The sequence below is a fragment of the Amycolatopsis palatopharyngis genome (genome assembly GCF_003385185.1).
Lineage (GTDB): Bacteria > Actinomycetota > Actinomycetes > Mycobacteriales > Pseudonocardiaceae > Amycolatopsis > Amycolatopsis palatopharyngis.
Genome location: NZ_PQHZ01000002.1, coordinates 61,476 through 75,682, shown reverse-complemented (window position 1 = coordinate 75,682; position 14,207 = coordinate 61,476). Strand labels below are relative to the sequence as shown.

The 14,207-nt window shown below is 69.4% G+C and carries 11 protein-coding genes; 9 read left to right on the top strand and 2 right to left on the bottom strand.

The genetic code is table 11. The features are described from left to right. Positions 1-20 precede the first annotated feature (20 nt). Entirely contained in the window at positions 21-1,502 is a 1,482-nt protein-coding gene (ftsY, locus tag D0C15_RS01700; protein WP_116040646.1) for a signal recognition particle-docking protein FtsY, read from the top strand. A gap of 14 nt (positions 1,503-1,516) precedes the next feature. Here ftsY and D0C15_RS01695 read toward each other — a convergent pair whose 3' ends face one another. Next, positions 1,517-2,299, bottom strand: a complete 783-nt coding sequence (locus D0C15_RS01695; protein ID WP_116040645.1) for an IclR family transcriptional regulator — start codon at positions 2,297-2,299, stop codon at positions 1,517-1,519. Positions 2,300-2,426: 127 nt separating this feature from the next. Between D0C15_RS01695 and aceB the strand changes: the two genes are divergently transcribed. Next, a complete protein-coding gene (aceB, locus tag D0C15_RS01690; protein WP_116040644.1) occupies positions 2,427-4,007 on the top strand; it encodes a malate synthase A in 1,581 nt (526 codons plus the stop codon). Further along, entirely contained in the window at positions 4,008-5,252 is a 1,245-nt protein-coding gene (locus D0C15_RS01685) for a DUF6986 family protein (protein ID WP_116040643.1), read from the top strand. Here D0C15_RS01685 and D0C15_RS01680 read toward each other — a convergent pair. Continuing rightward, a complete protein-coding gene (locus D0C15_RS01680; protein WP_116040642.1) occupies positions 5,216-6,739 on the bottom strand; it encodes a PucR family transcriptional regulator in 1,524 nt (507 codons plus the stop codon). The genes D0C15_RS01685 and D0C15_RS01680 overlap by 37 nt on opposite strands. Positions 6,740-6,939: 200 nt before the next feature. Between D0C15_RS01680 and D0C15_RS01675 the strand changes: the two genes are divergently transcribed. The 6 genes from D0C15_RS01675 (at position 6,940) to D0C15_RS01650 (ending at position 14,178) form a co-directional block, all read left to right on the top strand. Then, complete coding sequence (locus D0C15_RS01675; protein ID WP_116040641.1) at positions 6,940-7,821, top strand: FAD binding domain-containing protein; 882 nt, start codon at positions 6,940-6,942, stop codon at positions 7,819-7,821. Continuing rightward, positions 7,812-8,285, top strand: a complete 474-nt coding sequence (locus D0C15_RS01670) for a (2Fe-2S)-binding protein (RefSeq protein WP_116040640.1) — start codon at positions 7,812-7,814, stop codon at positions 8,283-8,285. Before D0C15_RS01675 ends, D0C15_RS01670 begins: the two co-directional genes overlap by 10 nt. Continuing rightward, entirely contained in the window at positions 8,282-9,640 is a 1,359-nt protein-coding gene (locus D0C15_RS01665) for an 8-oxoguanine deaminase (RefSeq protein WP_116040639.1), read from the top strand. Before D0C15_RS01670 ends, D0C15_RS01665 begins: the two co-directional genes overlap by 4 nt. 73 nt (positions 9,641-9,713) lie before the next feature. Continuing rightward, on the top strand, positions 9,714-12,050 hold the full coding sequence (gene pucD / locus D0C15_RS01660) for a xanthine dehydrogenase subunit D (RefSeq protein ID WP_116040638.1): 2,337 nt from the start codon (positions 9,714-9,716) through the stop codon (positions 12,048-12,050). Positions 12,051-12,109: 59 nt separating this feature from the next. Then, on the top strand, positions 12,110-12,613 hold the full coding sequence (locus D0C15_RS01655) for a nucleoside deaminase (protein ID WP_116040637.1): 504 nt from the start codon (positions 12,110-12,112) through the stop codon (positions 12,611-12,613). A 116-nt stretch (positions 12,614-12,729) separates the two neighbouring features. Then, positions 12,730-14,178, top strand: a complete 1,449-nt coding sequence (locus tag D0C15_RS01650; RefSeq protein WP_116040636.1) for an NCS2 family permease — start codon at positions 12,730-12,732, stop codon at positions 14,176-14,178. The last annotated feature ends 29 nt before the right edge of the window (positions 14,179-14,207 follow it).

The following is a 14,207-nucleotide window of genomic DNA, read 5'->3' as shown; positions in this document are numbered from 1 at the left end:
TCGGATGCGAGGATGGCCGCGTGTCGAGCAACCTGTGGTTCTGGATCATTGTCGCGGTCGTCGTGCTGCTCGCGATCGCCCTTGTCGCAGGGCTGACGATCGCCCGTAAGCGCAAGATCAGCCTCGATGAGCCGGACCGCCCCGAGCGGGAGAAGCCGAAGGGCGGCGGGTACCAGGCGGGCGGCGGGATCAGTCTCGCTCCGGGGGGAACCGAACGCGCCACCGAGGAGGACACCGCCCCTCCCGCCGCGCCACCGCACCCCGCGGGGGATCGCACCGAGGTCGACGGACAGCCCGGCGTCGGCGACGACGCCTCCGTGCCGAGGGACGCGCCCCGCCGTGGCATCGTCGACGTGGGCCTGCCGGACCAGGTCGAGCAGGAACCGGCGTCCGACGATACGGCGACACAGGATCCGGCCACCGTCGAGGCGGCTGAGCCGGCACCGCCCGCAGTACCTGCTCAACCCGCGCCGCCGGCGTCCACCGAGGTGGAGCCGCCCGCTGCTCCCGCAGAGCCCACTGAGCTCACCGAGCCCGCTGGGCCCACGGAGCCCGTGGAGGAGATCGAGCCCGCGAGCGGGCGGATCGAACGCCTGCGCGGCAGGCTGTCCAAATCACGTTCCTCTCTCGGGCAGGGCCTGCTCGGCCTGCTCGGCGCGGGCGACCTCGACGAGGATTCCTGGCAGGACGTCGAGGACACGCTGCTGATCGCCGACCTCGGTTCCGCGACCACCACCGAGATCGTCGAGAAGCTGCGCACCGAACTGTCCAGTCGTGGGGTACGCAGCTCCGAACAGGCACGCGTCGTGCTCAAGGACGTCCTCACCGACGCGCTCGGCCGCGACGACGACCGCTCGGTGCGCGCGCTTCCGCACACCGGCGGCCCCGAAGGGAAGCGTCCTGCGGTCGTCCTGATCGCCGGCGTGAACGGCACCGGCAAGACCACCACGACCGGCAAGCTGGCCCGCGTGCTCGTGGTCCAGGGCAGGCAGGTGCTGCTTGGTGCGGCCGACACGTTCCGTGCCGCGGCCGCGGAGCAGTTGCAGACCTGGTCGGAGCGCGTCGGCGCCGAGGTTGTCCGGGGCAAGGAAGGTGCCGATCCCGCCGCCGTGGCCTACGACGCCGTCAAACGCGGTATCGACACCGGCGTTGATGCCGTGCTGATCGACACCGCGGGCCGGTTGCACACGAAGACCGGCCTGATGGACGAGCTCGGCAAGGTCAAGCGGGTGGTGGAGAAGCAGGCCGAGGTGGACGAGGTGCTGCTGGTACTCGACGCCACCACCGGACAGAACGGGCTCGCGCAGGCGCGGGTGTTCGCCGAGGTCGTGAACGTGACCGGCATCGTGCTGACCAAGCTCGACGGCACGGCCAAGGGCGGCATCGTCTTCCAGGTGCAGCGTGAGCTCGGTGTCCCGGTCAAGCTGGTCGGCCTCGGCGAGGGGCCCGACGACCTCGCGCCGTTCGAGCCCGCCGCGTTCGTGGACGCCCTGCTCGGCTGAGCGAATCCGGATCGCTACGCGCTGGCGGCGTCCGTGCCCAGCTGGGCCGAAAGGTCTCTGGCGATGCGCTGCACCACCGGGGCGATCCGGCTGACAGCCTCCTTGGTGAGCCTGCCCTCCGGGCCGGACACCGAAACTGCGGCGGGTGTCGGCGCCCCGTCGATCGGCACCGCGACACAGCGCACGCCCAGCTCCTGCTCGCTCTCGTCCAGGGCGTACCCCTGCTTCGCGACGGTGGCGAGATGGCGCAGCAGTGTGTCCGGCTCGGTGAAGGTGTGCTCGGTGTACGCGGGCATGCCGGTGCGGGCGAGCAGCGCCCGAGTCTGCTCCGGCGGCAGCACGGACAGGATCGCCTTGCCGACCCCTGTGCCGTGCGGCAACAGCCTGCGGCCGACCTCGGTGAACATCCGCATCGAGTGCCGTGAAGGCACCTGCGCGACGTACACCACCTCGTCGCGCTCCAGCACGGCCAGGTTCGCGGTCTCGCCGACCTCGTCGACCAGTTCGGTCAGCAACGGGCGCGCCCAGCTGCCGAACTGCAGGCTCGCGTTCTCCCCGAGCCGGATCAGTCGTGCGCCCAGCGCGTAGCGCCGGTTGGTGTTCTGCCGCACATATCCCAGGGCCACCAGTGTGCGGATCAGTCGGTGGATGGTGGGCATCGGCAGCCCCGATGTCGACGCGAGCTCGGAAAGACTCGCCTCGCCGCCGGTGTCGGCCAGGTGCTCGAGCAGCTCAAACGCCCGCTGCAGGGACTGAACGCCGGTACTACCGTCACGGGTGGACTTCTGCGGCGCCACAGGCTGCTCCCTTCGTCACAACGCTGTTGATATCACACCGCCGTTGAGCTTCCGCTATGCAGAAACTATAGTCCGAGATGTAAAAACGTATGGACGTCTTTTTGAAAAGTCACAGTGGGGTGTTCGCATGTCCGAAGTGCAGGTGCTGGGCGGCTCGGTGGAGCGCGGCGACGAGATCCTGACGCCCGAGGCGCTGCAGTTCCTTGCCGATCTGCACGACAAGTTCGCCGCCCGGCGCGACGAGCTGCTCCAGGCGCGCACCCATAAGCGTGAGGAGGCCGCGCGCACCGGGAAGCTGGACTTCCTGCCCGAGACACGCGAGGTCCGCGAGTCGGACTGGCAGGTGGCCGAGGCCCCGCCCGCGCTGCGTGACCGGCGGGTGGAGATCACCGGCCCGACCGACCGCAAGATGACGATCAACGCCCTCAACTCCGGCGCCAAGGTCTGGCTCGCCGACCTCGAGGACGCCAACACCCCGCACTGGGACAACGTGGTGTCCGGGCAGGTGAACCTGCACGACGCGGTGCGCAAGACGGTCGAGCTCACCACCCCGGAGGGCAAGAGCTACCAGCTGCGCGACGACGTGGAGCACGCCACGATCGTGGTCCGCCCCCGTGGCTGGCATCTCGACGAGCGGAACCTGACCTTCGGTGGGCGCAGGGCCGTCGGTGCGCTGGTCGACTTCGGCCTCTACTTCTTCCACAACGTCCGCGCCCTGCTGGCGAACGACGCAGGTCCGTACTTCTACCTGCCGAAGATGGAGAGCCACCTCGAGGCGCGGCTGTGGAACGACGTGTTCAGCCACGCCGAGGCCGAGCTGGGCATCGACCACGGCACGATCAGGGCCACCGTGCTGATCGAGACGATCCCCGCGGCGTTCGAGATGGAGGAGATCCTCTACGAGCTGCGCGAGCACGCCTCCGGGCTGAACGCCGGTCGCTGGGACTACCTGTTCAGCGTGATCAAGTACTTCCGCGACGCGGGCGAGAAGTTCGTGCTGCCGGACCGCAACAGCGTGACCATGACCGCGCCGTTCATGCGCGCGTACACCGAGCTGCTGGTGCGGACCTGCCACAAGCGCGGCGCCTTCGCGATCGGCGGCATGGCCGCGTTCATCCCGAACCGGCGCGACCCCGAGGTCACGGAGAAGGCGCTCGCCAAGGTGCGCGACGACAAGAGCCGCGAGGCCGGTGACGGTTTCGACGGTTCCTGGGTGGCGCACCCCGGCATGGTCGACATCTGCCGCGAGGAGTTCGACCGGGTCCTCGGCGACAAGCCGAACCAGCTCGATCGGACCCGCGAGGACGTGCAGGTGACCGCAGCGCAGCTGCTCGACGTCGCCTCCACCGAGGGCAGCGCGACCGCGGCCGGGCTGCGTGCGGCCGTTGACGTCGGCATTCGCTACCTCGCGTCCTGGCTGGGCGGCAATGGTGCGGCCGGTATCCACAACCTGATGGAGGACGCCGCCACCGCGGAGATCTCCCGCTCGCAGGTCTGGCAGTGGGTGCGCAACGGCACCGAGCTCGACAACGGTGAGAAGGTCACCGAGCCGGTGGTCCGCTCGGTGATCGAGGACGTGCACAAGGAACTCGCCGGTGAGGTCCCGGCCGAGTTGCTCGAACCGGCCGTCGAGCTGTTCGAGCAGGTCGCTCTGGCCGAGGAGTACGTCGACTTCCTGACACTGGCCGCCTACGAGCGGATCCAGTAGGTGGCACCGGCAGGCCGGCTCCCGCACAGCGTTTACGCGGCCGCCGACGCCCGCCTCGCGGAGGCGGACGCCCAGGTGGCCGCGCTGTATCCCGGTGAGCCAGCAGGGCGCCAGCCGGTACACACCGTCTATGTGCCCGCGCCCCACTTCTCGGCCGACGTGGTCGAGAAGTGGGGCGCGCAGGCCCGCGACGTGCTGGAGCAGCACGGCGACGGGCTGGCCATGGACGCGGCCGTGGCCGAGCGGGTGCGGGAGAAGCTGCGCGCCGAGCCTGTCGAGGATTTGCGGATCGACTTCGAGGACGGCTACGGCAATCGGCCCGACGAGGAGGAGGACTCCGCGGCTCGGGACGCGGGACGCGTCCTCGCCGGGCTGGTCGCTGCCGGGTCGGCGCCGCCGTTCACCGGAATCCGGTTCAAGAGCTTCGAGGCGGCCACCCGCCATCGCGGCATTCGCACACTGGACCTCTTCCTCGAGGGACTGCTGCGGGATTCGGGTCTGCCGGACGGGTTCGTGGTGACCCTGCCCAAGGTGACGGCCGTGGCACAGGTGGTCGCGGCCGTAGAGGTGCTGGCCGCGCTCGAACAGGCACACTCGCTGGCTGAAGGGGCACTACGGTTCGAGGTGCAGATCGAGACACCGCAGTCGATCCTCACCCCGGACGGCACGGTCGCCGTCGCTGCCGTGCTCCGTGCGGCCCAGGGCCGATGCACCGGTCTGCACTACGGCACCTACGACTACAGCGCGGCTCTTGGCATCAGCGCGGCGGATCAGCGTATGGACCATTCGGCCGCGGACTTCGCGAAGGCGTTCATGCAGGTCGCCGCCGCGGGTACGGGGGTGCGGCTGTCCGACGGCTCCACTAACAGGCTTCCAGTCGGTGCGGCAGTGGACGTGCACGCCGGGTGGGCAGAGCACGTCCGGCTGGTGCGACGCAGCCTCGGCAACGGCTTTTACCAGGGCTGGGATCTACATCCGCATCAGCTCCCGAGCCGGTTCGCGGCCACCTACGGGTTCTTCCGCGACGGCTTTTCCGCTGCGGCACAACGATTGCGGGCGTACGCGGAGCAGGCAGGCGGTGGCGTCCTCGACGAGCCGGCCACGGCACAGGCACTGGCGCGCTTCCTCGTCCGCGGTCTGGACTGTGGTGCGTTCGATCCCGCAGAGGTCGCCGAGGCCACCAACCTGGGCAGGAACGATCTCGACGCCTACGCCTCCCGGTCGGAGATGCACAGCGCGAGGTAGACGTCCACCTGCGTGGGGAAGTCGGTGAGGTCCTTGCCGAGCAGCTCGCTGGCCCGTGTGATGCGGTAGCGCAGCGTGTTGACGTGCACATGCAACGCCTTCGCCGCCGCGCCAGGGGAACCGGAGCACTCCAGAAACACCCGCACCGTGCGGACGAGATCGCCCTGCTGGGCCTCGTCGTAGGCGAGTAGCGGGCCGAGCGTCCGCCTGCGGACGGAGTGCCTCAGCTCGTCGGCCACTCCGGCGAGCAGCAGTTGGTGCGTGCCGATCTGCTCACCCGAAACCACGGCGATCCGGTCGGTGCCTCGCGCTGCCAGCGCCAACGCGTGGCGGGCCTCCTCGCTCGCCCCGCGCAAACCGGCGATCGTGGCCGGACCACCGATGCCGACCAGGACCTGGCCCCCGCGTAGCAGCGGTTCCACAGCCGACAGTGCCGCGGTCGCCGTCTCCGCCCAGTCCTGCGGCCACTCGTCCGCCTCGACCAGCGCGCACGCCTGATCGCCTTGCTGGGTGAGCTCGCCGACGAACGACCGGCCGGGGTGCTCGGCGAGCAGCTCCACCAGCAGTTGCACGCCGAGTCCGCGCACCGGTTCCGGTGCGCGGAGCAGCAGGACCCGCAGTGCCGTGTCCGTGGTCAGCCCGGTGGCGCCGAGACCGCCGGAGAGTTCGCCTTCACTCAGCGCGGCCCCGCCGACCAGACGGAGCAAAGGCGCGGCCAGCCGGTCGGTGACCCCGCGGATCTGCTCGCTCCGGGAGCGATCCAGCGCCACCAGACTCGCGAGTTCCTCCGCGACCGCGGCCCGCGCGGGTGGCCGGTCGGCCCGGTCGCCTCCCACGACCAGCAGCCAGGGCAGGGGCGAGCGGTCGCCGAGCGGTAGCGACGTGAGTCCATTCTGGACGACCGTGCGACCGCCCGCCTCGACAAACGCTCGTGCGGCGGAGGTCGCGTCGAGCGGTTCCGGGCCGCCGGACGCCACGATCCGGCCGGTGGCCGACAGCACCCAGCACGGTGCGTCCAGTTCGGCGGCCCCGTGCCGCAGCAGCTCGGGAAGTGACGCGTGCTCGGTCGCCGCCGACAGCAACCGTTTGCGCGCACCGGGACTGTCCTCGCGGTCGCCGGCCAGCGCGAGCACCACCCGTTCGGTGATGACGGCGAACGACAGATCGGGTGGCACCTCGAGCAGCGGGATGCGGTGCCGCTCGCACGCGCGCACGAGTTCGGTGGGAATCCCATCCGTGTCCGCGCCGGACGCCGCGAGGGCGGTGGCGCCCGCGTCGGCCAGGGCGCTGACGAACGGTTCAGCGTCGTCTTCGTCGCGCCACCAGAGCAGCCCGGTGAGCACGAGTTCACCCGCAGAGAGGTAGCGGCTGGGGTCCGGGAGTTCGGTCCCGTAGATCCGGCTGACCTCCCGGTCCAGCAGTGTGGCCCCGCTGCGCAGCCGCAGCCGGAGTTCGGGGATCTCGAGCAGCGTTCGCACCGGCGTCATCAGGTTTGTAGAAAAGCACAAAGGGAAGGGCCTTGACCAGCCGCGGTTTCATACTGCGGCGCCGTTGCCGGGTGCGGGTCCGACTGTGTCTACTTGTGCAGCAGGTCACACACCAGCCGGACCGGCGCTTTCCCGGGAAAGTGCGACCTCCTGAACCGCACTTTCCCGGGAAAGTGCGAACCCGACGAAGGGGAGCAACGGTGGAGTTTCTCCGTCCCGCCACACTCGGCGAGGCACTCGCCGTCAAGGCCGAACGGCCGGACGCGGTGCCGATCGCGGGCGGCACGGACGTGATGGTCGAACTCAACTTCGACCATCGACGTCCGGAGACGCTGCTCGATCTCACCGGGATCGGCGAACTGGCCGAGTGGGAGCAGACCGATGGGCTCATCCGGCTCGGATCCGGGGTGCCCTACACGAGGGTGATCGACGAACTCGGTGCCACGCTGCCCGCGCTGGCGATGGCGTCGAGGACGGTCGGCTCCCCGCAGATCCGCAACAGGGGGACCGTCGGCGGCAACCTCGGTGCGGCCTCGCCCGCGGGCGATACACACCCGGTGCTGCTGGTCGCGGGCGCGAAGGTGGAGGCGGCATCGACAAGGGGGACCAGGCTTGTCCCCGCCGAGCAGTTCTACCTCGGGGTGAAGCGGCATGCGTTGGAGCCGGACGAGTTGATCACCGCGGTGCACCTGCCCGCAACAGCCGGCCCACAACAGTTCGCGAAGGTGGGCACCCGCAACGCGATGGTCATCGCGGTGTGTTCCTTCGCGATCGCCCTGCACCCGGATGAGGCCAGGGTGGCCGCGGCCGTCGGCTCCGCCGCACCGACACCGCGCCACGCTTCCGAAGCGGAGGAGTTCCTCACCGGTGAACTCACCGCCTCGGGTTTGTGGGAGACCCGCGCCGGTATTTCCGACTCCGTGCGCAGACGCTTCGGTGAGCTCGTCGCAGCCGCCGCGAATCCCATCGACGACGTGCGCGGCAGCGCGGACTACCGCAAACACGCACTGAGCGTTCTCGCCAGGCGCACGCTCGGCTGGGCCTGGTCGGAATTCCAAACTGGAGGCAGAGCATGCGCGTGAACGTGACGGTCAACGGTGAGACCAGGCAGGCTGACGACGTCTGGGAGGGCGAGAGCCTGCTGTACGTGTTGCGCGAGCGGCTCGGCCTCCCCGGCTCGAAGAACGCCTGCGAACAGGGCGAGTGCGGCTCGTGCACGGTGTATCTGGACGAGGTTCCGGTGTGCTCCTGTCTGGTCGCTGCGGGGCAGGTGCGGGGGCGAGAGGTACGCACGGTCGAGGGGCTGGCCGAGGGGGACCGCCTCGATCCGGTGCAGCAGTCCTTTGTAGATTGTGGCGCCGTGCAGTGCGGCTTCTGCACACCGGGACTGGTGGTGGCGGCGCACGATCTGCTGAACCGCGTGCCCGAACCGGCCGACGAGGAGATTCGCGAGGCACTGGCCGGCAACCTCTGCCGCTGTACCGGGTACGAGAAGATCCTGGACGCCGTCCGCCATGCGGCGGCGGAGAAGGCGGGTAAGTCGTGACCCGCGTCGCGATCGAGAACGCCGCCGTTTGCACTGTGGACGATCAGGACACGGAGTACCCGTCGGGCCACGTGCTCGTCGAGGACGACCGGATCGTCTCGGTCGGTCCAGGACCCGCACCCGGTGCCGCCGACCGGCGCGTCGATGCCGGCGGCTGCCTGGTCACCCCGGGCCTGGTGAACACCCACCATCATCTCTACCAGTGGGCGACCAGGGGGCTCGCGGCCGACTCCACACTGTTCGAGTGGCTGGTCGAGCTGTACCCGGTGTGGGGTGGGCTGGACGCCGAGATCACGCATACCGCGGCGTCCGCCGGACTCGCCCGGCTCGCCACGACCGGTTGCACCACCGTTGCCGATCACCATTACGTCTTTCCGTCAGATGGCGGCGACCAGCTCGACGCGCTGGTTTCGGCGACGCACCGGATCGGGGTGCGCGCTCACCTGGTGCGCGGATCGATGGACCGGGGGGAGTCCGACGGCGGACTACCGCCGGACAACCTGGTCGAGGACACAGAGAGCGCCCTGCTCGGCACGGAGCGGGCAATCAGCACCTGGCACGATCCGGAGCCCACCGCCAGGGTCCGGATCGCGGTTGGCCCGTGTTCGCCGTTCTCGGTCACTGAGCGGTTGATGACCGGCGCCGCCGAACTGGCCCGCGCCCATGGCGTCCGCCTGCACACCCACCTTGCCGAGACCCTTGACGAGGAACGGCAGTGCCGCGCGGAGAACGGTTGTTCGCCTGCCGAGTACGCCGAGAAACTCGGCTGGCTCGGCCCGGACGTCTGGCTCGCGCACACCGTGCACCTGGCACCGGACGCGATCCTGCGGCTCGGCGCCACCGGTACCGGCTCGGCGCACTGCCCCACCTCCAACGGCAGGCTGGGCACCGGAATCGCACCGGTCCGCGATCTGCTCGACGCCGGGGCACCGGTGGGGCTAGGCGTCGACGGCGCGGCCTCGAACGAGTCCGGCGGGCTCGGGGAGGAACTGCACCAGGCGCTGCTGCAGGCACGCCAGCGTGGCGGGCCGAGCGCGCTCACCGTCCGCGAGGCACTGCGGCTGGGCACCATGGGCGGAGCGCGGTGCCTCGGCAGGGAACGCGAACTGGGCTCGCTGGAGCCGGGCAAGCTCGCCGATCTCGCCGTCTGGCGCCTCGATGGGCTGGCACACAGCGGAATCGCCGACCCGGTTGCCGCACTCGTGCTCGGCACGCTCCCGCCGCTGGCGCTGCTGCTGGTCGGTGGGGAGACCGTCGTCGCCGAAGGAGAACTGCGCACCGTGGACGAGTCCGTGATCAGCAACGAGCTGCGCGCCGCGAGCGCGCGGCTGGCAACGTCTAGGGAGTCGGAATGAGCGACTGTCACCGTGACCAGATCGGGTACGGCACCAAGCGATGTGCGGCCCGCCGTCGAATGAGGCAGGGGACATGAACGCGCCCACCCAGACTGACACCGCGACGAACACCGCGAGCGGTATCGGCGGAAGTCCACAACGGCCGGACGGTGTGATCAAGGTTCGGGGTGAGTTCGCCTACTCATCCGACCTCTGGCACGAGGACATGCTGTGGGGCGCGACGCTGCGCAGTCCGCATCCCTACGCCCGCATCGGCGGAATCGACATCAGTAAGGCGCTGGCCGTGCCCGGTGTGTACGCCGTGCTGACCCACGAGGACGTCCCCGGGGTCAATCGGTACGGGCTGGAACATCCCGACCAGCCGGTGCTCGCCGCCGAGGTCGTCAGGTACCAGGGGGAGCCGGTGGCGATCGTGGCCGCCGATCATCCGGAGACCGCTCGCAGGGCGATGGAACGGATCCAGGTTTCCTACGAGGTGCTCGAGCCGGTGACCGACGCCGAGCGGGCGGTCACCGACGAGGAGGGCCCTGACCTGCATCCCGGCGGCAACGTCGTACGCCACGTGCCGATCCGCAGGGGAGAGCAGAGCGTCGAGGCGGACGTCGTGGTGACCGGCTCCTACGAGGTGGGGATGCAGGACCAGGCGTTCCTCGGGCCGGAGTCGGGAATGGCGGTGCCCGCCGAGGACGGCGGCGTCGACCTGTACGTCGCGACGCAGTGGCTGCACGTGGACCAGCAGCAGATCGTCGCGGCGCTCGGGCTGCCCGCGGAGAAGGTCCGCCTCACTCTCGGCGGGGTCGGTGGCGCTTTCGGTGGCCGCGAGGACCTTTCCATCCAGGTGCACGCCTGCCTGCTGGCCCTGCACACCGGGAAACCGGTGAAGATGGTCTACAACCGCGAGGAGTCCTTCTACGGCCACGTGCACCGGCATCCGGCGACGTTGCACTACGAGCACGGCGCGGACGCCGATGGGCGGCTGCGCTACGTCAAGGCCCGGATCTTCCTCGACGGTGGCGCATACGCCTCCTCCACCGGCGCGGTGGTCGCCAACGCGGCGACTCTCGGTGTGGGGCCCTACGACGTTCCGAACGTCACCGTGGACTGCTGGGGTGTCTACACGAACAACCCGCCCTGCGGTGCCATGCGAGGTTTCGGTGCGGTGCAGGCCGCGTTCGCGTACGAGTCGCAGATGGATCGTCTGGCTGCTGCCTGTGGACTCGACCCGGTCGAGGTCCGGGTGCGTAATGCCATGAGCGAGGGCACGGTGATGCCCACCGGACAGGTGGTCGACTCCGCGGCCCCGGTCGAAGAACTCCTGCGCAGGGTGCAGCGCAAGCCGCTGCCCGCCGAATCGTCGACAGCAGACTCGGACACACGAGAATCGGTGGGCACCGTGGACCTGCGCCGCATGCCAGGCGGGGTTTCCAACACCACGCACGGCGAGGGAGTGGTACGCGGGGTCGGCTACGCGGTCGGCATCAAGAACATCTGCTTCTCGGAGAGCTTCGACGACTACTCCACGGCACGGGTGCGGTTGGAGGTGGTCGGCGGGGAGCCGGCCGCCACCGTCCACACCGCCGCATGCGAGGTCGGGCAGGGCCTGGTGACCGTCATGCAGCAGATCGTGCGTACCGAACTCGGTGTGGAACAGGTGACGATCCAGCCGATGGACACCACGATCGGGAACGCGGGCTCCACCTCGGCCTCCAGGCAGACCTATGTCACCGGAGGTGCCGTGCGAGCCGCCTGCCTCGCGGTCCGCACCGGGCTGTTCGCCCGTGCCAGGGCGGAGTTCGGCGAGGGTGGTGGCGAACTCGACGTCACCGGGGGAAAGCTGGTCAACTCGCAGGGTGCCGTCCTGGCCGAACTGGCCGAGGTGCTCGGCTCGGAGGTGCTCGACGAGACGGTCGAGTGGCGGCACCGGCCCACCCGCGAACTCGACCCGGAGACCGGGCAGGGCGACGCCCACGTGCAGTACGGCTTCGCCGCCCACCGGGCCGTGGTCGACGTGGACACGGAGCTGGGTCTGGTGAAGGTGATCGCGCTGGACTGCGCGCAGGATGTCGGCAAAGCGATGAATCCGCAGGCGGTCCTCGGTCAGATCCAGGGCGGGTCCGCACAGGGGCTTGGTCTCGCCGTGATGGAGGAGATCCAGATCAAGGACGGGGTCATCCGCAACCCGTCCTTCACCGACTACCTGATCCCGACGGTGCTCGACATGCCACCGATGGACATCGACGTACTGGAACGGGCCGACCCGCACGCCCCGTACGGACTGCGTGGTGTCGGCGAGCCACCGACGATCTCTTCCACCCCAGCCATCGTCGCCGCGATCAGGGCGGCCACCGGCAGGGCGCTGCCCAGGGTGCCGGTTCGACCCGAGCACATCACCGGACTCGACGGCGCGTAATGAGCGGCAGCGGCCGGAACCAGAACAGACCAGATCCCAGCAGAGCAAGGAGCACATCCATGGGTGTAAGCCTGCCCAGTACCCAGTCCGCCGAGCGGGAATGGCTCGACGAGGCGGTGCGGCTCGCCACGGCCAGCGTGGCAAAGGGCGGTGGACCTTTCGGTGCCGTCGTCGTGTCCGGCGGGCGGGTCATCGCCACCGGCACCAACGAGGTGACCTCCACACTGGACCCGACGGCGCACGCCGAGGTGGTCGCCATCCGCGCCGCCTGTGCCGCCGTCGGAGACTTCCGGCTGAACGGTTGTGTACTCGTCTCTTCCTGTGAACCGTGTCCGCTGTGTCTCTCGGCCGCGCTGTGGGCCCGGGTGGACCGGGTGCTCTACGGCGCGGACCGCGACGACGCCGCGGCGGCCGGCTTCGACGATCGCGAGTTCTACGACCTCTTCGGTAAGCCGAGGGAGCAATGGCCGATGCCGGTCGGCCAGCTGTCCACAACAGAGCAGTTGGGGCATATCGCCCCGTTCACCGCGTGGCAGGAGAAGCCGGACAAGCGCGAGTACTGACCGCTCGCGCCACCGCACGCGAACCGCACCAGATCACCCGCGCGACAGCCCGGCTCCGGCAGGGCTGGCGATGCAGCACGCCCAGAATCCAGGCCACAACGACGTGGAGGACTGCCGTGACCGAGCTGCGCACGCAACGGCCGCATCAACCGCCCGAACCCGGGCGAGGACGAGCTTCGGCCATCGACCGCTATTTCAAGGTATCTGTCAGGGGCAGTACGTTTGGCCGAGAGGTGCGTGGAGGAATCACCACCTTCGTCGCCATGTGCTACATCGTGCTGCTCAACCCGCTCATCCTCGGGGCGTCGGCCGACATCACCGGTGCCAGGCTGACCACCGAGGAGATCACCACCGCGACCGCTCTGGCCGCGGGCGTCACCACGATCCTGATGGGCATCGTCGGCAACGCCCCGCTCGCGCTCGCCGCGGGACTCGGCGTCAACGGCATCGTCGCCTTCCAGCTCGCTCCCACGATGACCTGGGCACAGGCGTTCGGGCTCGTGGTGCTGGAAGGTGTCTGCATCGTGCTGATGGCTGTCTCGGGCATTCGCGAGAAGATCATCAACGCGATACCGATGCCGTTGAAGACCGCTATCACCGTCGGTATCGGTCTCTACATCGCCCTGGTGGGCCTGGTCAGTGCCGGGTTCGTGACCAGGACGCCGGACTCGGCGAATTCGACCGTACCGGTCCGGATGGGCGAGGGCGGGCACCTGATCGGCTGGCCGATCGCGGTGTTCTGTATCGGCCTGCTGCTGATGGTCGTGCTGGTGAGCCGGGGAGTGGCCGGTGCGGTGCTGATCAGCATCGCTGCCGCCACCGTGCTCGCCGTGGCGGTCAACGAGATCTTCGCGGTGAGTGGATGGGGTCTGGTGGAACCGTCCATTCCGGATCACCTGGTGGCCAGCCCGGACTTCGGGTTGCTGGGGCAGGTGGACCTGTTCGGCGGGTTCGCCTCGGCCGGGGCGGTCACCGCGACCGTGTTCCTGTTCACCCTGGTTCTGTCCGGGTTCTTCGACGCGATGGGGACGATCACCAGCGTGTCGGAGGAGGCCGGGCTGGTCCGGAACGGCCGGGTACAGGGAATGGGCCGGATCCTGATGGTCGACGGGTTCGGCGCACTGGCCGGCGGCGTCACTGGTTCCTCACCGAACACCGTCTTCCTCGAGTCGGCGGCAGGTGTCGGTGAAGGGGCGAGGACAGGTGTGGCGAGTGTGGTCACCGGTGGCCTGTTCACCGCGACCCTGTTCCTCACCCCGATCGCCGCGGTAGTGCCGGCGCAGGCCGCCGCCCCCGCGCTCGTGGTGATCGGCGGGATGATGATGGCGCAGTGCGCCAAGGTCCCGTGGCAGGACATGGACTTCGCGATCCCGGTGTTCCTGACGATCGCGATAATCCCCTTCACCTACTCGATCACCAACGGTATCGGCGCGGGACTGGTTTCCTTCGTACTGATCAAGGTGGCCAAGCGCAGGCTGGGTGAGGTGGGCTGGATACTCGGCTCGCTGGCACTGGTGTTCTTCCTGTACTTCGCCGTGGAGGGCATCACCGCCGCGGTGCGATGATGCCGGGCCACGGGACCGCGTTTCGTGCC